Origin of the sequence: Rhizobacter sp. Root1221 (assembly GCF_001425785.1) — a bacterium.
Lineage (GTDB): Bacteria > Pseudomonadota > Gammaproteobacteria > Burkholderiales > Burkholderiaceae_C > Rhizobacter.
Genome location: NZ_LMDI01000023.1, coordinates 277,288 through 300,058, shown reverse-complemented (window position 1 = coordinate 300,058; position 22,771 = coordinate 277,288). Strand labels below are relative to the sequence as shown.

Below are 22,771 nucleotides of genomic sequence, written 5' to 3'. Positions count from 1 at the left end.
GCACCGCATCCACCATGACCAGCGCCAAAGACCAAGCCAAGCATCCGGACTACGCCGTTCGGGGCCTCAACCGCGAGCGCCTGGCTGCTCTGTTGCAGCATGCCGGCCAAGAGATCCTGGATGTCGGCTGCGGCAACGGCAACTACGTGCTCCATCTGGCTGATCGCTACAAGATTCGTGGCGTCGACTACAAGCATTTCGCGGCCTGGGACCAGAAGCCCCATCTGTTTGCGGTCTCCGACGCGCAGCGGCTCGATGTGCCTGACGCCAGCGTCGACACCATCCTGTCGTTCGAGACGTTGGAGCACCTGCCCGACCCGGACGCTGCGCTGAGGGAGTACCTCCGCGTGTGTCGCCGCAACCTGATCCTCACCGTGCCGAACTGCTCGCTGACCCACGGCCAGCGGGCCAGTGGCCAGATCTACAACCACTGGATCGACCGCACCCACATCAACTTCTGGGAACTCGACACCCTGTGCCAGCAGGTCGAGGCCGCCGGCTTCAAGGTCGACCAGCGCAACCACATCAATCACATGAACATGGGCCCGATCGCCATGGAGGCCCTGGGCCTGGGCGGCCGCTTCGCCCGCTTTGGCGCGAAGGTGTTCAATCGCCTGCAGCGTACCCAGTACCCGATGACGTGCCTGGTGGTTGCCAGCAAGCCCAAGCCATGACAACCCTCGTCACCGGTCTTTCTGGTTTTGTCGGTTCGCACTGCGCCGAGCAGTTCCCGAGCAGCGACCTGCTGCTGGACGGGCGGCCCGTCGACTTGCGCGACGGCGAACGCGTGCGTGCTGCGGTCGATGCAATCCGGCCCGAGTGGGTGATTCACCTGGCTGCGCAGAGTTTCATTCCGGCCGCCTTCGCCAATCCCATGGAAACCCAGAGCGTGAACTTCCTGGGCACGCTCAACCTGCTGCTGGCCTTGCGTGATACCGGGTTCAAGGGCCGCATGCTGTTCGTGGGTTCGGGCGACGTGTACGGCGCGGTGCCAGAGCATGAGTTGCCGCTGCTGGAGAGCCGGTTGCCCAAGCCCCGCAACCCCTATGCCGTCAGCAAGGTGGCGGCCGAAGCGTTGTGTTATCAGTGGAGCCAGACCGAACCGTTCGAGATCGTGGTGGCCCGACCGTTCAACCATATCGGGCCGCGTCAAGGCACCCAGTTCGCGGTGGCTGACTTCGCGTGTCAGATCAGCGATGTTCGCAAGGGCCTGCGCGATGCCAAGCTGAACGTGGGTGACATCGATGCCACCCGCGACTTCTGCGACGTTCGCGACATCGTGCGGGCCTACAGGCAGCTGCTGGAGCACGGCGTCAACGGCGAGACCTACAACGTCTGCTCCGGCGTCGAGCGTAGCCTGCGCAGCATCATTGAAACCCTGGCGACCCTGGCGGGCATGTCCGTGGAACTCGTCACCGACCCGGCGCGCATGCGCCCTTCCGAGCAGCGGCGCGTGGTCGGCAGCTTCGACAAACTTCACCACCAGACCGGCTGGCAACCAGCCATTTCGTTCGAGCAGACGCTCAGAGACATTCTTGACTATTGGGATCAACGGGAACTGCCATGAACAAATCCGCATTCATCACCGGCATCACCGGCCAGGACGGCGCCTACCTGGCGCAACTGCTGTTGAGCAAGGGCTACAAGGTCAGCGGCCTGTTGGCCCGGCGTTCCAGTGACACCCTGTGGCGCCTTCGGCACCTGGGCATCGGCAACGACGTCCAGCTGGTGGATGGCGACATCACCGACCTGTCGTCGCTGATCCGCATCATCGAACAGAGCAAGGCCGACGAAATCTACAACCTGGCGGCCCAGAGTTTCGTGGGAACGTCCTGGTCCCAACCGCTCCTGACGGGCAACGTCACCGGCCTGGGTGCCGTCAACGTGCTCGAGGCCATGCGCATCGTGAACCCCACTGCGCGCTTCTACCAGGCCAGCACCAGCGAGATGTTCGGGCTCATCCAGGAGGCCGTGCAATCGGAGCAGACCCCGTTCTACCCCCGCAGCCCCTACGGCGCCGCCAAGCTGTATGCGCACTGGATGACGGTGAACTACCGCGAGAGCTTTGGCCTGCACACCTCGAGCGGCATCCTGTTCAATCATGAATCCCCGTTGCGCGGCATCGAGTTCGTGACCCGCAAGGTGACCGATGCCGCGGCCCGCATCAAGCTCGGCCTGCAAACTGAGCTGCGCCTGGGCAACATCGACGTCAAGCGCGACTGGGGCTTTGCGGGCGACTACGTCGAGGCCATGTGGCTCATGCTGCAACAGGAACGCGGCGATGACTTCGTCATCGCCACCGGCAAGACCACCACGGTGCGCGAGATGTGCCGCATCGCCTTCGATCACCTGGGGTTGGACGCCGACAAACACGTCGTGATCGACTCCGCGCTGTTCCGTCCGGCCGAGGTGGATGTGTTGTTGGGCAATCCCGGCAAAGCGCAGCAAAAGCTGGGTTGGCAGGCCCGCACCAGCCTTCAGACCTTGATCACGACGATGGTGGATGCGGATATGGGGCGGCTTTCGAAATGACCTGAAATCGGGCCGCTGCATGGCGGCCCGACCGAAGTCAGCGGTGCCGGCGGAACACCATCCAGCGCGGGGTCCGGAACCGGACGATGCGTGCGTAGAGCCACACGTACGCCACCACAAACGCCAACAGGAACCACGACAGGATCGCCGTGCTGTTCCACCACAACACGCTCGGGATCACCGAAGTGAGGCACAGCAGCCACAGGTACGGTGACGTCATCGAGTTGCGGCGCGTCAAGCGGCGGCCTTCGGTGTTGTTGGCCAGCGTCCAGCGGATCAGGCGGCGATGGATCAACGTGTGCAGGTGGATCCCATCCGGTGCCGCCGTGGCTACGCCACGCACCACCTTGCGCCGGTACATCGTGAAGATGGTCTCGAAGATGGGATAGGCGCAGAGCAGCAGCGGAAAGATCGGGGAGACGTTGGCGTTTCGGTGCACCAGCAGGATGCCCAACTCGGCCAGCAAGAAGCCGAGCAGGTAGGCGCCGCCGTCGCCGAGAAAGATCAGGCCGGCGGGGAAGTTCCAGACGAAGAACCCGAGGACCGCGCCGGCGGTGATCAGGCTCGCGGTGAAGACGAACGTGTCCCCGACTTGGAAGGCCACGTAGGCCATGGCCAGGATCATCATGAACACGCACATCGAGGCCAGGCCGTTGAATCCGTCGATGATATTGACGGCGTTGGCGACGCCAGCGACCGTGAAGAGGGTCAGCGCTACGGCGAACGGGAACCAGGGGATCAGCAGGTCGATGCCGGGGATGTGGGTGCGATCGATGACCGCGCCCACGAATCCTGCAGCCAGTGCGGCGGATACCGCGGTGGCGATGAGTCGTTTTCTGGGCGACACCTTCTTTGTGAGATCTTCGAGGATGCCGGCGACGAACGCCGGAATGGCACAGCCGATCAGGGTCCAAATCAGCGGCGCCACCGGCGAGCTTGAGACTTGCGCGATGGTGGCACCCGCCATGATGGCCAGCATGACGCCCGCGCCCCCGATTCGTGGCACGGGGCGGGCATGAAACTTCTGGGGGCCGCTCAGGTCATGGTCGGCGGACAGATGTTGGTGGCGGCGCGACGTGCGCATGACGAACAACGTTGCGAACAGCCCGACGAGAAAACAGGTGGCGAAATAGGTCATAGGCTTGCATGGTTCTAGTTCGGGGGAATGTGCAGCTGGCCGCACACCGCTGCGCCACCAGCGGCGGTCGCCCTCGGTCGCCGCGCCAAGTGTTCACATGGCGCGTCTGGCATTGATCACCACTCCGTCTTGTGATCGGCCCTGTCTTGAGCTGAGATCGTCAGGCATTCCCCAACGGCCAATGTTTCCGGAACATTGCCGTGTGTCAACCGCGATCGTATCCCAGCTGCGCCAGTCACAGCACGCAACCGCGTGCGGGAATTCCAGGTCATTGGCCGTCTCGACAGATTTGCCAGAAGGCCCGCGATGTCCAAACCTTGAGAAGGCTGGTGAGGTGGAGTTTCAGGTGCTTGAACGATCGGTGGCTGTCCCTCTGCGCATCGTGCACGGCCCGCACGGAACTCACCTGGACGATGCCATGGCCGGCGTTGTAGAGCCGCGCGCTCAGGTCATAGTCTTCGCAGTAGAGAAAGTAGCGTTCGTCGAATCCACCCAGCGCAGAAAAGACGTCTGAACGGACCATCAGGAACATGCCCGCCAGCCAGTAGAAGTTGCCCGGGCGGCGCGCTGGCCGCTCGGTGTCGGGATGGGTGCGCGGGCGTTTCAGGGCGCGGGCGGCTAAGGAGAGGAAGGTCAGGTTGGTCCGAACGGCGTCCTCGGGTACGCCTTCGGAGTTCGTGATCGTCGGCGCCAGCAGCGCCGCCTCTGGCAAGCGGCGGGTGGCTTCGAGAAGCTTTTCGAAGCAGTCGGGCTGAGGAAGCCTCAGGTCCGGATTGAGGATCATGAACCACGGCGTTTCGCACATGTGGAACGCCTGATTGTGATTGGCGCCGAATCCCATGGGCACGTCGTTCCGAATGACGGTGATCCGGAGCGGGTCGAAATCGCCTGCGTCGAACGGTTCGCTGACGTTCAGCGTGACGATGATCCGGGTACCTGAAATGCCGTCGCACGATTGCAGGTCGACAAGGAGTCGCCGAAGCAGCGAGCCGTGCCCATGGCTCACGACCGACAGTGTCATCGAGTTGGAGATCATTGCGATATGTGTGCTGGCGAGGAAGCCAAGGGGGCTGCTACTGGTCGTTGCGTCCGAACGCGCCAACTTCGTGCCATCCGTTCCCGGGCGATGGAGGTCAACTGGCCACGGTGAAGGGTGGCGTTGCAGGGGACGCGGCGGATGCGGGTCTGCGCCGCTTGGCCATGGCAAAGGCGAGAACGACCCACAGGTGGGTGATCAATCCGTTGGCAAACCCGATCGGCGTGTTGATGAAGCTGAAAAGGATGCCCATCACGACGAAGGGTGCGAACAGCAGCCATCGGGCATCCAAGCCCGCACGGATGCGGCGGTATACCCAGCCGGCCAGCACGCCCCAAAGCGCACTCGCCGCGATGCCGAGGTAGCCGAGATCCACATGAAGCGATCCCCACGCTGCCGGGTAGAAGCCGTAGATGCCGATCTGTTGCAGCGCGTCGAAGTGACTTGCCACCAGCGAACCATCGACGCGACGAGCCAGCGCCGACACGATGTCGATTCCGTAGATCCCGAACTGCATCGGGCCGTGGTAGGCCGAGAAGATGTGGGACGCCATGGGAAGTCCCTGCACGATGTACCAGCTGAAGACGAACACGATGTAGGTCCAGTCAGGCCCAAGCGCCTGGTACAGGACGTCGGCCACGGCGCCGCGGAACGTCACACCCCAGCCTTGTTCCGCAACCCGGAACATGCCTTCTCCACCACCCATCGCAGCTGCTCGGGTGAAGAACACTGCGACGAAATAGACCATCGCGGCAAGGCCGACGGCGGCCATCAAGAGCTTGCGACGCCTGCCGGCGTTGGCCGCGCGAGGTGATTCGTTGACGCGGCGGATGCCTTGCTGGTGAAACCGCCGAACGCTCATCGACAGGAACGCGATCACGAGCCCGTACAGCAGCGGTGAGCGACCGCCGGTGGCAAGAGTCGCCAGGACGATCGGGAGGAACCCGAATGCTGCCAGGCGCCACGCGTTTAGGTGTTTTTCGAAGACGATCGACCTGACCGCATAGGCATAAGCCGCCGGGTAGGTCAGAAAGCCGATCTGGAACATCATCGAACTTGCCGAAGCGGCGCCTTCGAGCAATGCGCCGGCCTGATCCGATCGCATCTCGTAGGCCACGGCCAGGTCGAGCACGTTCTTGTCGCGGAGGTCCAGTAGGTAGGCCAGGCTTGCGATGACGCTGGCTGACACGAGCACGCGGTCGGTGCGGGAGAACGCGAGGCGGGCAGGGGCGGGCTCGGTTGCCGGTTTCGCAGGAGCGAACAGGCCCACCGCCCCGGCGCAGAACGCGCCGAGGTAGGCGGCCAGCACCAGGCAACCCTGGACCGTCAACGCCTTGTCCACCATCTGGAACGGCAGCAGCAGATAGAGCAGGAGGCAGGTTCCCCACACCTTGAGCATCAGGATGGCCGGATGGGTCATGGCATCCGTCCCGGCCGTATCGAACCTGCGGAAAGGGTCACAGCTGGCCTTCCTCGACCAGTTGGTCGAGCCTCATTCCCACCGCCTTGGCCAAGCCAAGGGCGCCAGGGGCTGGTTTAGCCGAGTTGAAGCCCTGGAAGGAGAAGAAGTCACCTTCGAAACTCCCGCGCAGGAGATTGGTGACAAGACGATGGCGACGAACATCGATCGGGGCACCGAACTGCTTCGTCAACGTGGAATGACCCAGTGATTTCACTTCGTGGCGCTCGCGGAGCATCACGAAATCTTCGTCGAGGGCATAGTAGGACTCCGTGACCGCCGAAGTCAGGCCCGCCAAGGCTGCCTGCAGCCCGAGTGTGCCTGTGCACGTGAAACTGGCACCTGACAGGGAGACCAGTTCGTTGCCGCTCACGTCGTATGGAACCATCACCGTGTTCGGAAGGGCAAGGAGCCGGTCGAGAAATTCTGTTCGTCGAAAGCCGAACTGGGACGGATGGTCCTTGATGAGCACGACGTAACCCGCCTCGGAGAACGACCTCGCCGCATCGACGACCAGGTTTTCGTGGTCGATCAACGCGATGTTGCGCAACCAGTAGTCGATCGACGCTTCTGGAAACAGTTGAAGACCGAACATCACCCGCTTGTCCCGCGGAAATTTCTCCATCTTGGTCCGCCACTGTGCGTCGCAAAGATCCACGACCCGGATGTCGCGCCATTGGCACTTGTGGCCTAGGAAAGGTTGAGCGTCCATGTAATGCAGATTCAACGGGTCGCGCTTGAACCACGAGATCGCCTTGAACGCCATGGCGCGCGTTCGGAAGTACGCCAGCGTCTTGATAAACCGGGTCTTCGTGAACTTCGACTTCTTCTGGACATAGCTCGGGGTGAAGTCGGGGTTCGCGATTTCCGCGACCGTGCGCTGGACTTGGTCGGAGGGGGGGGGCTGCGCGACACGCACCAATTGCCCGCGGTACAGCAGCATCGACATCCTCGGCAAGACGCTCGCAGTCAGCTCAAGGTGTTTGATTCCCCGTGCGTGAGCACGTCTTTCGAGAACGTCCATCACGTAGCGGTCGATGGGGAAGCTCAGGATGAGACGGGGCTTCACCTCCTCCAGCACCTTGTCCATGGCAATGGCCATCGCGTGGGCCATCGCCGCTGCCAGACGAGGTTCCAGCCAGCGAAGAAGGCGGCATCGGGCAATGACGTCCCGCGTCTCGTCGGGAGACAGCAGAGCGGAGACGGGGGCCGGCGAGCGACGGATCCGCGCTAGCTCCTGATAGAAATCGTCGACAACACATCGGTCGCCTTGACCCCGCACGTCGGTGACTACTACGCTTTCGCCCCAACCGAGGTTCTGTCCGATGTAGCCCCACCATGCGGCGGTGCGGTAGGCCGGAAATATCAGCACACGGCGATTGGCACTCAGTACAGGCGTCACTGCGTTGACGTCGGTGTGAGACGGCGTGGTTGCGTGAGCGGCGATTGAAGTCATGTGGCGAGGGTCGCGTTCAGCGAGGGATTGTTGCGGGTGTAGATGCTCGATATCAGCAGGTAGATGCAGGAGCCGAGCGCGACGGTGACCACCGTGCCCACCAGTCCAAAATACTGGGTCATTGCCGAATTGAGCAGGACGGTGATGCAGAGGGTCGAAAACTGTGCGACAAAAACATCTCGCTCCGAGTACGCACCGTTCAGCAGCAGGGCATTGAAGTCGGCGCAGGCTCGCACGAGAAAGCCCAATGTCAGCACCGCCAGGAAATTGGCATTCACCGATCGCAGCGCCGGAATAAACCCGTGGTCCGATGCGAGGAAATAGAACACGGCGATGACGAGTGCCGAAGCCGGCACAAGCATCGTCATCTCGCGCCGGATAATTGCCCGGGCCTCGTGCCCTCGATTCGCGTGAAGGTGCTGGTAGACATGCGCGGCCACCCGCCCGTACGACGCTACGTTGAAGACTTGGTATGCGAACGAGGCCAGCAGAATGTGGCGGAAGTAGATGCCCGAATCCTCGAGCGATAGCAAGGACCCGACGACGACGCGGTCGCACTGTAGCAGTCCGACTGCCACGAGCCCAATCATGAAGTGGGTGCGGGAAGCGCGGAACTGCTGGATTCGTGTCAACTTTGCCCCGCACACACTGGCCAGGGATGGAAAGGCCCAGCTGCGCGTGAACACGATCGCTGCGACGAGCACAAAGAGCAACGACAGCCCGGCCCAGGCGGCAGTCAGTCGATGGATGTCGAATTGGTCATGCGAGAGCCATATCTCGGACGCGGCCCACAGGAGCAAGGCGAGGTTCTTGGCGAGCGCCGTCAGCAGAACGGCACGATACCGTGGCGCGATCAGTGCGATCCGATACGCCTCGCCCGACACGTGCTCGCCGATGGCAATGACGAGACAGAGCAGGGCGACGTCGACCGGAAGCGAGACCCACCACACAAGAAGTGCTAGCAATATCGGGAGGCACGCGATGTAGTTTGTCGCATAGAACTGCCACGAATTGACGATCAGTCGATCACACTCGACCGCATCGTGCCCTACCATCCGGCGCTGGAGATCGACGTAGCGCTCGAATCCGCTGAAGAAGGTGAAGAATCCGATCAGCGTCAGGGCCAGCCCGAACTGCCCGGTAGAGCGGATCGGCAGCGCGTACAGGCTCAGCAGAACGAACAGAGACCTCGCCGCGATGTCGAGAAGCTTGATGAGAGCGGTCAGCATCAACAGGGCCGGTCAGCTTCGTCTCTACCAGGCGGTCCAACCGCCATCTACGGCCAGCACCTGTCCCGTGACATAGCTCGAAGCGTCGGACGCGAGGTAGAGCAATGCGGGCACCATTTCGTCGGCCTGTGCCATGCGGCCCATCGGAACGCGCTCGGAATAGCGCTCCGAGAAGATTCCGTTCTGGCCGCTGGAAACACCGCCAGGAACCAGGCAATTGACCCGAATGCCGGCTTTCGCCCAGTGAGTCGCCAGCCACTTGGTCAGGCCGACGACGGCCGCCTTCGACGCTGCGTATACCGCGGGAGTGTTGATCGGTCCGCCCAGGTAGTCAGAACCCTCGTAGATGCGGCTGTCCGGGCCGACGAGCCCGTAGATCGATGCGGTCTGGACGATGGTGCCACCGTTCCCGTTTGCGATCATGTGACGCCCGACGGCCTGGGCCATCAGGAACATGCCGTCGATGTTCACGGACATCACCTCGCGCCAAACGTCGAGCGAATAGTCCTCGAATGGTGTGAAGAAAGCGCGTACATCCTGAGACTTCGTCGCTGCGTTGTTATGGAGGATGTCGATGCCGCCGAAACGGGCAACGACCGCTTCGACGCAATCGCGAACCGAGGTGGCATCGGAGACATCACAAACGAAGCCCGTGGCGTTTTCGCCGAGTTGCGATGCCGCTGCAGACGCAGCGCCGCCGTCGACGTCCACCACCGCGACCCGGGCACCGGCTTCCATGAGGCCAGCGCAGAACTTCTGCCCGAGGATGCCGGCTCCGCCCGTGACAAGCGCGACCTTGCCGTTCAGCTGAAACTTGGTCAGTGAGGACATCGTCGGCATTCAGTTGTGCGTGCGGAAGACCGGCCGGATGGCCTGACCTTGCAGCAGGCCGTCCGTTCCCGCATCCAACGCCTGGACGAATACGCCGAGGGCGCCATCCACCGCTTCCAGTGTCTGTTGGAGTTCCGCCTCCCCATGGGCCTGCGAGATGGCGATCCAGGGCATCATCACGCCTCGCTTTAGCAGTTCCTGGGCGAACAGCGTGCGCAGCGCGAGGGAAAGGTTTCCGCTCCGGTCGCGGGTCAGGTAGTTCAGGCTGATGGCCGGGCCGTCCATCTGGAAATGCTGGGCGAGGCCGTGGCGATTCGAGATCTCCGTCATGCCGTCGCGCAGCTTCTTGCCGTAGGCCCACAGGTGATCGACGACCTTCTCAGACCGGTAGATGTTGACCGTCTCGATGAAGGCGCCGAGGCCTGGCATTTCCGCTCCGTGTGTCGTGGACAACAGGAATGTGCGCTCCATGCCTGGGCGATCGATGCTGCCGACCGCCATGACTTCGCGCCGACCGCCGACCGCGGCCACGGAAAAGCCGTTGGCCATGCCCTTCCCGAAGGTCGTTAGGTCGGGCTGGACGCCGAAGAATGTCTGCGCGCCCTGCAGATGCCAGCGGAAGCCGGTGATCATCTCGTCCAGGATGAAGAGCGCTCCCTGTGCGCGGCAGAGCGACTGGACTTCTTGAAGGAAGTTCGTCTCGCCGGGACAGCCGGGTTGTCCAGGCCAGTTCGCTGGGGCCTGCGAACTGGGAGGGCAGGGGGTGGCGGTCGTCGCGGGCTCGAGCATGACCGCCGCGATCTCGCCCGGGTGTGCATCGAAGAGCGCCTTCAGGGAGGCGATGTCGTTGTAGTCGAACACCAGCGTCGCCGACACCTGGTCGGTCGGGATGCCCCGTTTGAGCGCGGTGGTGCCGATGAACCAATCGTCGAACGAGAAGAATGGCTGCTGGCGCGGCACGCAGACATAGCGCTTTCCCGTGTAGGCACGCGCGATCTTCACCGCGGCGGTCGTCACGTTCGACCCGTTCTTGGCGAACTTGACCATCTCGACCGACGGGATGAGATCGATCAGTGCCTCCGCGGCCTCCAGCTCGGTGAGCGTCGCCCGGGTCAGGTTCACTCCTTTTTCCATCTCGGCGGCGGCCGCTGCGTTGATGCGTGGATCGGCATAGCCGAGCGTGACGGCGCGCAGCGCCATGCCGTAGTCGAGGAACCGGTTGCCGGCCGTGTCCCAGGCGTGGGCGCCCTTGCCGCGTACAAATAGGGGCGGCGCGATGGCTGGAAACTGGTCGTCGCCACGGGAATAGGTGTGCGCGCCACCGGGAATGGCGCGATGGAGGCGGGCGCGAAGCGCGTCGAAGTCGTCGGATGAAGAGGTCATGTTCGCCATATGGGTTGAACGTGGATCTGCGTGCGGATGATGTGCTCGCGCGGATTTCCGATGTAAACGCTGTTTGGGGGCAGGTCGCGGTCCAACAGCAGCGATTCTGCAGCGATGCTGCAGTTGTCTCCTACGACGGATCGGCCCAGCACCGAACTGCCGGGGCGGAGCGTGACGTGGTTGCCGAGCGTGGGGTAGATGTTGTGGTTGCTGCCGATGCCCACGCGCTGGTAGGCGATCAGGTAATCGCCGTAGTTTCCGCGTCCGAGCACCGTTCCGAGTGGGTGGACCAGCAGGAAGATGGAGGGAAGCGACACCTCGTGGAAGATGTCGCACCCGTGGAGTGCCTTGTTCAACAGGAACAACTTCTTGCACCAGCCGGCGGGCGCGCCCTCGCGGTGGAGCTGGTTGGACAGGAAGTACAACCACATCGCGTACTGGTCGCCATGCAGGTGATCGAAGACTGACTGACTCCCGTCAAAGAAATAGCCGTTGTTGACGTGGGCGAAGCAGTGGGTCAACCGCTCGAGGGCGGTCGCTGCGGATGGCATCAGGTCTGCCGCGTGGATCGGATCGTTGTCGCACAGGATGTTGTTGACCTGCCCGGCAGCCAATTGGCAAAGCCCGGTCAGTTCGAGGGAAGTGCGGAGGTACTTCATGTCGCCGTCAATAGACAAACACCCGCGGGAAACCGAGGGGAGGGCCATAGGTCGCCTGGAACGGGTGCAGGACGCAATCGGTTGACGGCGAGCAAGGCGTTGGCGCCTGCATGATGACTTCGTCGTTCCTGAGGAAGACGATCGCGTCCTGCTCGAAGTAGATGCCGAGCGTGTCGCCCGCTTTGTAGCGCCCAACCACCTGCACGCGGTCGAATTTGCCCGATTCTTCCTTGGTGACCACCATGAGGTTGTCGACCAACTGGCCGTCGTCGGTTCCCTTCGGGCTGATGTAGAGCTGGTAGCCGGTGTCGTCAAGATGCGCTGCGTCGGTGGAGCTGGCGACACCCACGCGCAAGGGGCCGAGCTGAGGATCGACCAGGAAGGTGAGGCCTGACCCCACCGTGAAGTTCCTGGCTGCCCCGTAGCTCGGGCGAGTCCATTCAAAGGGCAGCTCGGTGGTGACGGTGGCGGTGGGAGGTAGTCCGACGCGGGTTGCCGTGGTGGTGCGTGGCTTCTCCTTGGTGATGGAAAAGGACTTGACCTCGAACGTGCCCGTATTGAGGTACGACGCCGGATCCTGGAACATTGCAGCGGTGTCGCACACTAGGCGGTTGGCGCCGTTGATCATGGTAGGGCACGGCAAGGTCGGTGCAATCACGAAGCCCGCGACCGATGCCGTCTTCACGGCCTCGGAGAAATCGATGCAGTCGTACTTGACGCTCACGCCACGGCTCAGGCATTTCCATTGCGCGGCGTCGGCGGCGGAGATGGGAAAGGAGAACCGTCGCACCTCGTTGGCCGGGATGCTGTCGATCTCGTAGTTCTCGCTGCCGTCCCCGACCAGGATGAAGTCGCTTTGCCGCGTACAGTCCTCTGCGATGGAGGTGTCCGGGGTACAAGGGCTGATGGTGCGCGGAGCCGTCTGGAACCAGAAATACATGTGCCCCTTGAGAGTACCGTCGCGGCTGTCGGCCGCAACCGTCGAGAAGGATGAGTCAATGCGCGCGTCGAACGAGACTCGGCTTCCGTCCAGGTTGGCGGGCGCGCGCACGGCGGCCGGGAGTTGGACGAAGGCAAGCACATTGATGAAGCCGAAGCCGGTCCCGTCGGGCAACTTCATGTGGTTCGGATCGATCCACCACGGACCGGTGGAGGTCACCCAGTCGTTGTTTGCCCCCGCGTCGGACGTGAGCCATGCGAAACACGAAGCCGGACTGAACAAGCTCGCCGGGACCCCGATGCCGGAGTCGCAGGGCTCGTCGGAGATCACGTAGTTGTACCAACGGCCGGTGTTGTAGGCCCATCCACCAAGGTCGGCATCGAACACCTTGATCTCCGGTTCCATGGTGATGGTTTCCGGTGGAGGCGGCTCCGCCGGTCCGCCCCCGCCACACGCCACGACGACCAGGGAGAGCGTGGCGAGCGCTGCGAGAGCGCCCAGCCATCGCCCCATCACCCGACAAAGCGTTTTCGATTCGAGGAAGCGCATCAGCTGTGACTACCCTTTTGCGATCGAACGCTCACGCCGTTCGTAGCCAGGTAGGTGCGAACCTTGATGGGACTGTGGTCCGAGAAGAGAAACATGCTGCTGATGGTGATGGCGGAGGCGCCAGCTTCCAATGCATCGCGACAGTGTTGCAACGTGCCCGCGCCGCTCGACGCGATCAGCGGCACCTCCAGCTTGGCGGACGCGCTGGCGATCAGGTCGGTGTCGTAACCTTCCATCGTGCCGTCGCGGTCGATGGAGCAGAGCATGATCTCGCCGGCATGGGCATCCTGCATTCGTTGCGCCCAGACCAATGGATCCAGCTCTGTGTCCTGGTGGCCGCAGTTCGAGACGACATGGTGTCCGCCACCCGGTGTGCGGCGGTAGTCGATGCCGACTACGATGCACTGATCTCCGAATCGCGATGCCGCGCGCGTCACGAAGCCAGGGTCCTCGATGGCCGACGTGTTGATGCAGACCTTGTCCGCGCCACTCGCCAGCAATGACGCAATCTGTTCCAGCGAACGGATGCCCCCGCCGACGGTGAACGGCATGAAGACTTCTTCGGACACGCGTTCGATGATCGTGCCCGAGGCCGGCCTGCCTTCAGGGGTGGCATCAATGTCGACGAAGAGCAGTTCGTCGACACCGTACGCGTCGTATACCTTCGCGGTGGAGACAGGGTTTCCTGCCTCGCGGAAGTTCTCATGGAAACGAACCCCCTTGACGAGTTTGCCACCGCGGATGAGGAATTTCGGGATGATGCGTTTCTTCAGCATGGACGGTCCGTCATCAGAATGTGTGTTGAACCCAATTGCCCAACATCTTCAGTCCGTTGTCTTGGCTTTTCTCTGGATGGAACTGCGCCGCGATCAGGTTGCCGGACCGTACCACCGCGGTCACCGGCGAGCCGTAGTCTGTGGTAGCGATCAGGTCTTGGCCGCGGTGGCATGCCATGTGAAAGCTGTGCACGAAGTAGAAGTTGGCCTCGCCTGATCGGATGCCCTTGAACAGCCAGTCATCAGGAGAGAAGTGAAGTTCGTTCCACCCAACGTGCGGAACTTTGAGCGGTGCCGGCACGGCAAGCCTGCGGATGTCGGCATCGATCCACCCCAAGCCCTCGTGGTTGCCGTGCTCGCTGCTGCTTTTTGCGAACAGCTGCATGCCCAGGCAGACGCCCAGAATGGGCTTCTTCACCTCGAGTGCCTGACGGGTCAGAAAGGCTTGGAGATCGCGCTCGCGGATGGCACGCATTGCATCGCCGAATGCGCCCACGCCGGGAAGCACGATTCGATCGGCGGATGCCAGTTCATCACGATCGGAGGTGACGATTACGTCCTCCCCGAGGTACTCGAATGCATTGCGCAGCGAGCGAACGTTGCCCATGCCGTAGTCGACGATCGCGATCATGCGCCGGCCTCAGACGTACTTGACGTTGCGGCCTTGCTCGCCCTTGGGCGGGCCGACCGGTTTGTCGACTTTAGTGTTGTCCCAGCGTGGCATGTCCGGCATGGGCTTGCCCGTCTCCACGGTCGAAGCATCGAACTTCCAGGGGTGGACTTGGTGCTTCTCCAGAATCTCGTAGAGCTCGCTTTCAGAGATCTGCAGGATGTCCAGGAACCAATCGATGGACGCCGGCCGCTTGCCGTCGTACTGGGCTTCGAGGGCTAGGGCTTCCTCGCGACCCAGTTCCCCGTTCCGGATATCGATCGTGGCGAGGTGATTGGTGCGCCCATAACCGCGTTTCACGTACTTGGCATAGTCGCGCATGCCCTGGAACGTGCACTCGATCTTCTCGTAGTCGTATTGCGGGGGAACGCCTTCCACTTCCTGGCCCTTCCAGCCCAGTTCGCGCTTGATCATTTCGACCTGGGGCTTTGTGTTCCATTCGATGTAGTTGCCAAGACAGATCGATTCGACTTTGAGCTTGATCAAGTCCTTGCGTTTCGGATAGTCAAACATCCAGAGGTCGCGGCGATCGACCCGGCCTTGCAGAAACTCGAACATGTCGTCGGCGGTCATGCCCTGGTTCATCAGTCGATTGAACCGCTTCTCGTCCACCTCTTCCATTTCTTCGAAGGTGTACCAGCTGTGGTATTCGGCGGTCGATTCGCCCCAGAAGATCAGCGGCGTTTCGAACCTGAGCGCCATGTGCATGACACCGGCGTAGATGCCCGTGTGGCAGTGCCAGCAGAAATCACCGCGGCGCTTCAGAGACTCGAGCATCAACTCGCGCACCACGTGGAAGCTTGTGGTCATCTCGACCACGTCGACGCCCAGTTGCTTGAAGACGCTGGTGTTGTTCTCGGCCACGAGAGGGCGGTACCCCCAGTGGTTGTAGCGGAGCACCAAGGGCTTAAGCCCGAGCTTCTTCACGATGTACCAAAGCTGGAACACGCTGTCCTTGCCCCCGCTGTAGGGGACCACGCAGTCATAGTTACCTTTCCCCTTGTGGCGTGCGATCATCTCCTGGAGTTGCACGCCGCGCGCCTCCCAGTCGATCTTCTCCTTCTTGAATTCGACCTGCCTGCAGACGCTGCACACGCCGAATTCGTCGAAAGTGATGGTGTCGACCGTTTCCTTGGTGAGGCACTTGGTGCAACGCTTGATATTGAGGGTCATGTTGAACTCCGGCAAGGGGTAGGTCGGGCTTCCGCGTTCTTGATCAGTTCGCGGTTGGCCAGAATGGCTTCGATGCAGATGAAGTCGACGAGGTCATCGACCTCGAACGACTTCCAGCGTGGTGTGACGAACGGCAGTGTTCGGCGGTGGCAGAAGCCGCGCTCCCGGCGAATGGCCCCCACGGTGGAGGCATAGAGACTGCCGTCTAGGCTGTAGAGGGGTTCAATGTCCTGGCGGCGGGGCAACTGCCCGAAGGACTCGGACGAGTACGGCTGCATCAGTCCATCGGTGTCGATGCGCACGGCGAACGCAGGATGCGAGGATGCGAGGGCGGTGACACCGACGATAGCGTCGGCGTCGTGCTCCTTGGCGACCAGTGTTTCCAGCGCCTTGTCGATGTCCTGCGCTTCGGTCAGTGGTGACGTCGGCTCGAGCAGGACGATGTAGTGATAGGTGTCGCCGGCGGCTTCCAGCGTATCGAGGCAGTGCTCGACGAAACCGATGCTCGGTGCTGTGTCATTGGCCAGGTGGTCCGGACGGAGGAATGGCACATCGGCGCCGGCCGCTCGGGCAAGTTCCGCAAACTCTGTGCTGTCGGTAGAGATGACCACCCGGTCCACGTAGCGGGATCCGCGAGCGGCCTCGATGGGCCAGGCCAGCAACGGCTTGCCCTGCAGGGGGCGGACGTTCTTTCCGGGAAGACCTTTCGAACCCGCCCGGGCAGGTACCAACGCCAGCACGCGCTTGTCGCCGATCATTGGAAGACCTCGTCGAATTCAAGGTTCGCTCGTTCGTAGTCTGGCAGCCGGCCGATGTCGAGCCAGTACCCCTCGATGCGATGGCAGCGGGCGCGGAGGCCTTGGCCGGCGGCAAGGTCGAACAGCGAGGGCATGTCGAAGAAGGTTGCGCGAGGCACCAACTCCAGCATGTGCGGCGAAATGGCGTAGACACCTGCGCTGACGATGAAGCGCTGGACGGGTTTTTCTTCGATGGCTTCGATGTGTCCGTCACGTTCGCGGACAACGCCGAACGGGACCTGCATCTCGTATTCCCGGACCGCCATCGTCGCGTCTGCGCCTGACGCCGTGTGCTGATCCAGCATATAGCCGAAGTCTTCCTTGGTCAGCAAGTCGGCGTTGGTGACGACGATGGGTTGCGTCGGCGCCTCGGGGAGGAGGCTCAGCGCGCCAGCGGTTCCCAGGCGTTGATCTTCGCGCAGGTAGCGAATGTCGATGCCGAACCTGGAGCCATCGCCAAAATGTCGCTCGATCTGATCCGCCTTGTAGTTCACCGCAAAGTAGAAGCGATGGAAGCCTTGCGCTGCGAACCCTCGAACGATGGTCTCGAGCAATGGTCGTGTCCCCACGCGAAGCATCGGCTTCGGTGTTTCCCTTGTCAGCTGCTCCAGCCGGGAGCCGAGTCCGCCAGCCATGATGACGACCCAGTTCTCCCGCGGGGGCGTGGTGAGAAAGTCATCGACGACTTCCAGTCCCACGACGATGCCGTTCGCGGTCACCACGGGCATCTGGTGCAGACCGCGCTGCCGCATGGTCGCGAGGATGGAATGGCGATTGTCGCCCGCCTTGGCGACGGTCGGGTTCGTGTGCATGGCCGCAGACACCGCGTCGGTCAGCGTCAATCCCTTCAACAGGCCGCGTCGTGCATCACCGTCGCTGAGCGTGCCGATGAGGCGCCGTTCGGCGTCCACGACGAGGGCCATCTGGCTTCCCGCGCGATCGATGGTGGCCAGTGCTTCTCGGAGGGTCATCTCCGGCGCAATAAGCGCACGTTCCCATGTTTTCATTCTCGCTCCTTCATTACTCGGGCCGGGACGCCGATCAGCGTGGCGCCTGCGGCGAAGCTCTTGAGAACCACGCTGCCTGCGCCAACGACGGTGTCGCTGCCGAGCACCAAGCCTTGTTTGACGACGGCGCCCGCGCCAATGTGGCTGCGGGCACCGATTTGAACGTTCCCGCACACGACGGCGCGGCAGGACACGTGCACGAACTCTTCGAGCACGACGTCGTGCTCCACGACTGCGGCCGTGTTGACGATGCAGCCGTTACCGACCGATGCGCCGGCCTGGATCACGCTGTTCGCGAGCAATTGCACGGTGTCACCGAGTCGCGAGAACGGAGAGACGACCGCGCTCGGATGGCGGACGCCGACGAACCGCCACCCCTTGGCCTCGAGGGACCGTTGCACGCGGCCGCGAAGGCCGTTGCTGGCAGGGATCCCTATGCCACCGATGCCGTTGACGAGCTTCAGCATGGGGCCGTGCTCATCGAGTACGCGGTCGTCGCCCAGGACCGGTAGTCCGCAAATGCTGAGACCATGGCGTGAGTGGTCTGCATCGGTGAAACCGAGCACGCGTTCCCCGTGCGCCAGAAGGGCGTCGGCAACGACGGCCGCATGCCCGCCGGACCCGATGATGATCAATAACCCGCTCATGGTGCGATCGGCTCATCCGTGGCGTAGTCCCTGAGCGCGGGTCTTCCGATCAGCCCCCAGGCGTCGAGGGGGGACAGTCCCGTGCCGGGGCGCTTCCAGGTCAGGTCTTCGATGGTGAGCCGATCGCCAGCCCGGATGGGGCGGGCAGCGACGATGCTGCGGCGCGCGACTGGACGGTTCCCAACCTCCTGGGCAGCGGGTGCCTTGATCGTCGAGCCCAACGCGAGCTCGATGTTCCTGATACCCCGCACCATGTTCCGAAGTTCATTGGGTTCGAGCGACGCGGCGTGGTCCGGACCGGGCAATGTGCGATCGAGGGTGAAGTGCTTTTCGATGACGCTCGCGCCTCGGGCCACTGCGGCGAGCGACACCTCGATGCCGAGGGTGTGGTCGGAGTACCCCACGGGCAGGCCGAACGCGGCGCGCATCGTGTCCATCGCTCGCAGGTTGATGGCCTCGGCAGGAGCGGGGTACTGGGTCACACAGTGCAGCAAGGTGACTTGGCCCTCCAGCGCGTGGCGCCCGGCGGCGCTGCAGTACGCGGCCATGAAATCTTCGCGGCTGCGTGGTTCTTCGTCGCGGGTCAATCCGAAGGCGATCACGCCCAACGCATCCTCGATTTCGGCGATGGTGCTCATGCCAGTCGAGACGATGAGGGGCATCTTCAAGCGGGCGACCTGCAGCAAAAGTGGGCCACAGGTGATGTCGCCCGAAGGAACTTTCAGAGCCGGCATGCCAAGGGTGGAGAGAAAGGCGATGGCCTCACTGTCGAAGCCGGTCGACATGAAGTGGATGCCGCGTTGCTTGCAGCGTTCCACCAGGATGTGGTGGTCGCTCAACGAGAGTTCGAGCTTTCGAAGCATCTCGAGCTGCCCGCCTTGCTCCTTCGTGTTCTCGACCTGGTAGTCCGCCTTGACCGCGGAGGCCGTGGCCAGTTTGGTGGCACTGAAGGTCTGAAACTTAACGGCGTCCGCTTGCGCCTCCGCCGCGACGTCGATCAGTTCCAGGGCCATTTCGATGGACCCGTTGTGGTTGACGCCGGCCTCTGCAATCACGAACGTGGAATCAGCCAAGGGGGGCCTCGATCAGGTGGAAGTGTTTTTTGAGCAGGACATCGCGAGATGGCAGATCGGCGAGCACGGCAACGATGCGCTTTGCCGATTCACCGTCGCCGTAGGGGTTCGAGACGGCGCTGCAGTCGAGTTCGAGCGCCTGCGCGATCGCTGAACGGATGGAATCGCGCTCGGGTTCGCAGTGAATGACGGACGCGGGCGCCAGGCGACCGCGTTGACGGTCACCGATATCGACGGTCGGCACGTGGAAGGACGGCGCTTCGTAGAGGCCGCTGGACGAGTTGCCCACCACCGCGTCTGCCTGCGACAACAGGCTCAAGTAGCGCAGTTGCCCCAGCGACGAGTAGACACGCGCACGATGCTGGTTGGACGCGAACCAACGATCGAGTCGGGCGGACAGGCCGCGGCCGCCGGTGTCCGCATTGGGGCGCGTGAACCAGAGGACAATATCCTCGTCCAAGGTGTCAAGGGCCGCGAGAAGCTGGTCGAACTGTCGCACACTTTCCCCGGGCTCCAGTGTCACCGGGTGGAAGGTTACGAGCAGGTTGCGAGCGCCCAACGGCGCCTCAAGCGCTTCTGACAGGGCATACCGGTCCAGCAGCGGCGTGCGCTTCAGGTGATCGAGGCCAGGACTGCCCACCGAATGGACGCGGGCAGGATCTTCGCCGAGTTGACGCACACGCTGTGCGGACAGTTCATTCGTCACGAAGTGCACGTGTGCCATCTTGGTGATAGCGTGACGGATCGATTCGTCGAAGGCGCCTTCGGTGGTATCTCCACCAGCGATGTGCGCGACCGGAATGTTGTGGATCAGGCATGCCTGCACCGCCGCCAGGATCTCGAAGCGATCGCCGAGCACGAGGACGAGATCTGGCGCCAGCTGTTCCAATGCGTCGGACATGCCGATGACGCCCAGGCCCATCGATTTGGCGACACCGGAGGGGGTGTCGCTGGACAGCAGCATTTCCACTCGCCGGGCGATCTCGAACCCGTCTTGTTCGATGACCTTCACCGTCATGCCGAACTCCGGAGACAAGTGCATTCCCGTGACGACAAGTTGCAACTCGACGCCCTTCGCTTCCTGGAGGTCATGCAGCACCCAGTACAGCAGGCCGTACTCTGCGCGGCTGCCTGAGACGACCGCAATCTTCTTGGCGAAACCCGTCACGACACGCCCTGAACCAGTTGGGGGCTGCTGGGGAGATTGATGATGCGTCTTGCGAGATCTTGCGCCACCGGCGTCTTCATGGTCGGGCATTCCGCATACATGGGCAGCGTCGTGAGCAACTCCCAGACGGGGCGAGTCATCTGCCCCGCCGCGTTGGTGTGGCTCAGGACCTCGTCTCGCAGGTGAGCGACGTCCGAGTCGAGTATCAAGGTCTGCAGCCAGTAGTTGGCGTGCGTTCCCGGGCGCTCGACGAAGAGAGACACACCTGCTACGTCTTTCAACGCCTCCGCGTACCGCTGAGTGAGCTCCCGCTTTGCTGCGATGAAACCCGACAGCTGTTCCAGCTGGGCGCAGCCCAGGGCAGCATTCAGGTTCGGAAGCCTGAAGTTGTATGCCACCTCGTCGTGGAAGAAGGCCCACGGATGAGGTTGTTTGGCCGTGGTGGTGAGGTGCTTCGCGCGCTTTGCGAGGCCACTGTCGTTGGTGATGATCGCGCCACCGCCGCCGGTCGTGACGATCTTGTTGCCATTGAAACTCAGCATGCCGCAGAGGCCGTACGTTCCGGTATGCCGATCGCCGATACGGCTGCCGAGCGATTCCGCCGCGTCTTCGACCACTGGGATGTCGAAGCGGGCCGCCAGCTCGATCAATGCAGGCATGTCGACCGGATGGCCGAACGTGTGCATGGGTACGATGGCCGCGATGCGTTGGCCAGTTTGGCGATTGACGGTTGCGCCCGCCCGGCGTTCGGTGATGGCAGCGAGGTGGTCTGCGAGCGCCGGCACCGACATGCCCAGCGACGTTTCGTCGGTGTCAACGAAGTGCGGCGTTCCTCCGCAATGGACCACGGCATTGGCCGTGGCCACGAATGACAGTGCCGGAATGATGACTTCGTCACCTCTTTGGACACCTGCCAGCTGCAGCGCGATCTGCAGCCCCGAGGTGCCGTTGGATACCACCACGGCATGCTTGACACCCGTCACTTCAGCAAGATCCCGCTCGAACCGATCGACGTAGCTGCCGACGGAGGAAACCCAGCCTGTGTCGATGCATTCCTTGACATAGGCCAGTTCGTTGCCCTTGAAGCTGGGCTCGTGGAGCGCGACCTGGGATTGGCCAGTGACGCGTTGCACCCGCTCGGTGATGATCTGTGACAAAGTCATGCGAGATCTCGCTGTTCAGATGTTGTAGAGGCCGGCCTTGTAGCGGCTGAGGTTCTCCTTCTTGGAGAACCACTCGATGGTTTCCTGCAGGCCGCGACGAAACCCGTCCTTCTCGCCGTATTCGGGTGTCCAGCCTGCCAGCGTTGCGGCGAGACTGTTGTCGGCCCAAAGACGTTCGACTTCACTTTTTGCCGGCCGGAGTCGCTGCTCGTCGCTCGTGAATTCGACAGGGCGACCCATCAGGTCGGCAATCATCTTCGCCGTGTCCCCGATCGACACCTCGAAGTTGCTTCCGATGTTGACGACCTGACCCACCGCGGCATCACATTCGGTCACCGCCACGAAACCGCGGACCGTGTCGCGCACGTAGTTGAAGTCGCGCGTAGGATGCAAAGCCCCGAGCTTGATCGCGCGCGCGCCTGAGGCAATCTGCGTGATGATGGTCGGAATCACGGCGCGGGCGGACTGGCGTGGCCCATAGGTATTGAACGGGCGAATGATCGATACAGGGGTGCCGAACGATGCATGGAAGCTGGCCGCCATCTGGTCCGCGCCGATCTTGCTGGCGGAGTAGGGTGACTGACCTTGCAACGGGTGCTTTTCCGTGATCGGCACGAACAGCGCTGTGCCGTACACCTCGCTCGTGGACGTGTGGACAACACGCTCCACGCCCAGTTCGCGGGCCGCCTGGACCACGTTCAAGGTGCCCTTGACGTTGGTGTCCACATACGTGTCCGGCGAATGATAGGAATACGGGATCGCGATCAGCGCGGCCAGGTGCATGACCACGTCGCAATCCTTCATGGCCACTTTGACGCCGTGGGGGTCGCGGATGTCGCCGGAGAAGACGTCAATGGAAGACTTGATGTCATCGCCCGCGTGGTCCAGCCAGCCCCACGAGTTGAAGCTGTTGTAGTAGACAAACGCACGAACGTCGGCGCCCTCTCGCACGAGGTGTTCCGTCAGGTGAGAGCCGATGAATCCATCAGCGCCTGTGACCAATACCTTTTTGCCTTTGAGTTTCATTCCGCAGCCTGTCGTTCGATCCGAATGTGATGTAGGGTGGTGTCCGCGTGATTCGGGGG

The 22,771-nt window shown here is 62.6% G+C and carries 22 protein-coding genes; 3 read left to right on the top strand and 19 right to left on the bottom strand.

Annotation, left to right across the window (positions count from 1 at the left end; all coding sequences use genetic code 11):
• The first annotated feature begins 14 nt into the window (after positions 1-14).
• From ASC87_RS17865 to ASC87_RS17855, 3 genes are read left to right on the top strand one after another with little or no spacing between them, the layout of a single operon-like run.
• Positions 15-674: a class I SAM-dependent methyltransferase gene (locus ASC87_RS17865; RefSeq protein WP_056664968.1), complete on the top strand. Its 660-nt coding sequence runs from the start codon at positions 15-17 to the stop codon at positions 672-674.
• Complete coding sequence (locus tag ASC87_RS17860) at positions 671-1,567, top strand: GDP-mannose 4,6-dehydratase (RefSeq protein WP_056664965.1); 897 nt, start codon at positions 671-673, stop codon at positions 1,565-1,567. The genes ASC87_RS17865 and ASC87_RS17860 overlap by 4 nt, the downstream gene beginning before the upstream one ends.
• On the top strand, positions 1,564-2,532 hold the full coding sequence (locus ASC87_RS17855) for a GDP-mannose 4,6-dehydratase (RefSeq protein ID WP_056664962.1): 969 nt from the start codon (positions 1,564-1,566) through the stop codon (positions 2,530-2,532). The genes ASC87_RS17860 and ASC87_RS17855 overlap by 4 nt, the downstream gene beginning before the upstream one ends.
• Before the next feature lie 37 nt (positions 2,533-2,569).
• Here the strand turns inward: ASC87_RS17855 and ASC87_RS17850 are convergent, their stop codons facing one another.
• The 19 genes from ASC87_RS17850 to ASC87_RS17760 all read right to left on the bottom strand — a co-directional run bounded on the left by ASC87_RS17850 (position 2,570) and on the right by ASC87_RS17760 (position 22,712).
• Complete coding sequence (locus tag ASC87_RS17850) at positions 2,570-3,670, bottom strand: glycosyltransferase (protein ID WP_056664959.1); 1,101 nt, start codon at positions 3,668-3,670, stop codon at positions 2,570-2,572.
• 268 nt (positions 3,671-3,938) lie between these two features.
• Positions 3,939-4,706 carry a glycosyltransferase gene (locus tag ASC87_RS17845; RefSeq protein ID WP_082568708.1) on the bottom strand — a complete coding sequence of 256 codons (768 nt, stop codon included), beginning with the start codon at positions 4,704-4,706 and terminating at the stop codon, positions 3,939-3,941.
• 97 nt (positions 4,707-4,803) lie between these two features.
• A complete protein-coding gene (locus tag ASC87_RS17840) occupies positions 4,804-6,126 on the bottom strand; it encodes an oligosaccharide repeat unit polymerase (RefSeq protein WP_056664952.1) in 1,323 nt (440 codons plus the stop codon).
• A gap of 37 nt (positions 6,127-6,163) precedes the next feature.
• Positions 6,164-7,621, bottom strand: coding sequence for a hypothetical protein (locus ASC87_RS17835; protein WP_157604103.1), 1,458 nt, complete (start codon positions 7,619-7,621; stop codon positions 6,164-6,166).
• Positions 7,618-8,850 (bottom strand): lipopolysaccharide biosynthesis protein, encoded by a 1,233-nt coding sequence (locus tag ASC87_RS17830; RefSeq protein WP_056664947.1) that lies wholly within the window; start codon positions 8,848-8,850, stop codon positions 7,618-7,620. Before ASC87_RS17830 ends, ASC87_RS17835 begins: the two co-directional genes overlap by 4 nt.
• A gap of 24 nt (positions 8,851-8,874) precedes the next feature.
• Positions 8,875-9,681, bottom strand: coding sequence for an SDR family oxidoreductase (locus ASC87_RS17825; RefSeq protein ID WP_056664945.1), 807 nt, complete (start codon positions 9,679-9,681; stop codon positions 8,875-8,877).
• A gap of 9 nt (positions 9,682-9,690) precedes the next feature.
• Positions 9,691-11,064 carry a glutamate-1-semialdehyde 2,1-aminomutase gene (locus tag ASC87_RS17820; RefSeq protein ID WP_056665118.1) on the bottom strand — a complete coding sequence of 458 codons (1,374 nt, stop codon included), beginning with the start codon at positions 11,062-11,064 and terminating at the stop codon, positions 9,691-9,693.
• The gene (locus ASC87_RS17815; RefSeq protein WP_056664942.1) at positions 11,061-11,723 is read right to left on the bottom strand and encodes a hypothetical protein; all 663 of its coding nucleotides are present in this window, start codon (positions 11,721-11,723) and stop codon (positions 11,061-11,063) included. The genes ASC87_RS17820 and ASC87_RS17815 overlap by 4 nt, the downstream gene beginning before the upstream one ends.
• A gap of 7 nt (positions 11,724-11,730) precedes the next feature.
• Positions 11,731-13,212 carry a hypothetical protein gene (locus tag ASC87_RS17810; RefSeq protein ID WP_157604101.1) on the bottom strand — a complete coding sequence of 494 codons (1,482 nt, stop codon included), beginning with the start codon at positions 13,210-13,212 and terminating at the stop codon, positions 11,731-11,733.
• Positions 13,212-13,988 (bottom strand): imidazole glycerol phosphate synthase subunit HisF, encoded by a 777-nt coding sequence (gene hisF / locus ASC87_RS17805; RefSeq protein WP_056664934.1) that lies wholly within the window; start codon positions 13,986-13,988, stop codon positions 13,212-13,214. The genes ASC87_RS17810 and hisF overlap by 1 nt, the downstream gene beginning before the upstream one ends.
• Positions 13,989-14,001: 13 nt before the next feature.
• The gene (hisH, locus tag ASC87_RS17800; protein WP_056664932.1) at positions 14,002-14,619 is read right to left on the bottom strand and encodes an imidazole glycerol phosphate synthase subunit HisH; all 618 of its coding nucleotides are present in this window, start codon (positions 14,617-14,619) and stop codon (positions 14,002-14,004) included.
• A 9-nt stretch (positions 14,620-14,628) separates the two neighbouring features.
• Positions 14,629-15,831 (bottom strand): N-acetyl sugar amidotransferase, encoded by a 1,203-nt coding sequence (locus tag ASC87_RS17795; protein ID WP_056664929.1) that lies wholly within the window; start codon positions 15,829-15,831, stop codon positions 14,629-14,631.
• Complete coding sequence (locus ASC87_RS17790) at positions 15,828-16,589, bottom strand: cytidylyltransferase domain-containing protein (RefSeq protein ID WP_056664926.1); 762 nt, start codon at positions 16,587-16,589, stop codon at positions 15,828-15,830. Before ASC87_RS17790 ends, ASC87_RS17795 begins: the two co-directional genes overlap by 4 nt.
• A complete protein-coding gene (locus tag ASC87_RS17785; RefSeq protein ID WP_056664924.1) occupies positions 16,586-17,635 on the bottom strand; it encodes a nucleotidyltransferase family protein in 1,050 nt (349 codons plus the stop codon). Before ASC87_RS17785 ends, ASC87_RS17790 begins: the two co-directional genes overlap by 4 nt.
• Complete coding sequence (locus ASC87_RS17780) at positions 17,632-18,282, bottom strand: acetyltransferase (protein ID WP_082568707.1); 651 nt, start codon at positions 18,280-18,282, stop codon at positions 17,632-17,634. Before ASC87_RS17780 ends, ASC87_RS17785 begins: the two co-directional genes overlap by 4 nt.
• Positions 18,279-19,337 (bottom strand): N-acetylneuraminate synthase, encoded by a 1,059-nt coding sequence (gene neuB / locus ASC87_RS17775; protein WP_200954405.1) that lies wholly within the window; start codon positions 19,335-19,337, stop codon positions 18,279-18,281. Before neuB ends, ASC87_RS17780 begins: the two co-directional genes overlap by 4 nt.
• A 10-nt stretch (positions 19,338-19,347) precedes the next feature.
• On the bottom strand, positions 19,348-20,523 hold the full coding sequence (neuC, locus tag ASC87_RS17770; RefSeq protein ID WP_056664918.1) for a UDP-N-acetylglucosamine 2-epimerase: 1,176 nt from the start codon (positions 20,521-20,523) through the stop codon (positions 19,348-19,350).
• Positions 20,520-21,686 (bottom strand): LegC family aminotransferase, encoded by a 1,167-nt coding sequence (locus ASC87_RS17765; RefSeq protein WP_056664915.1) that lies wholly within the window; start codon positions 21,684-21,686, stop codon positions 20,520-20,522. The genes neuC and ASC87_RS17765 overlap by 4 nt, the downstream gene beginning before the upstream one ends.
• 15 nt (positions 21,687-21,701) lie before the next feature.
• On the bottom strand, positions 21,702-22,712 hold the full coding sequence (locus tag ASC87_RS17760; protein ID WP_056664912.1) for an NAD-dependent 4,6-dehydratase LegB: 1,011 nt from the start codon (positions 22,710-22,712) through the stop codon (positions 21,702-21,704).
• Between the last annotated feature and the right edge of the window lie 59 nt (positions 22,713-22,771).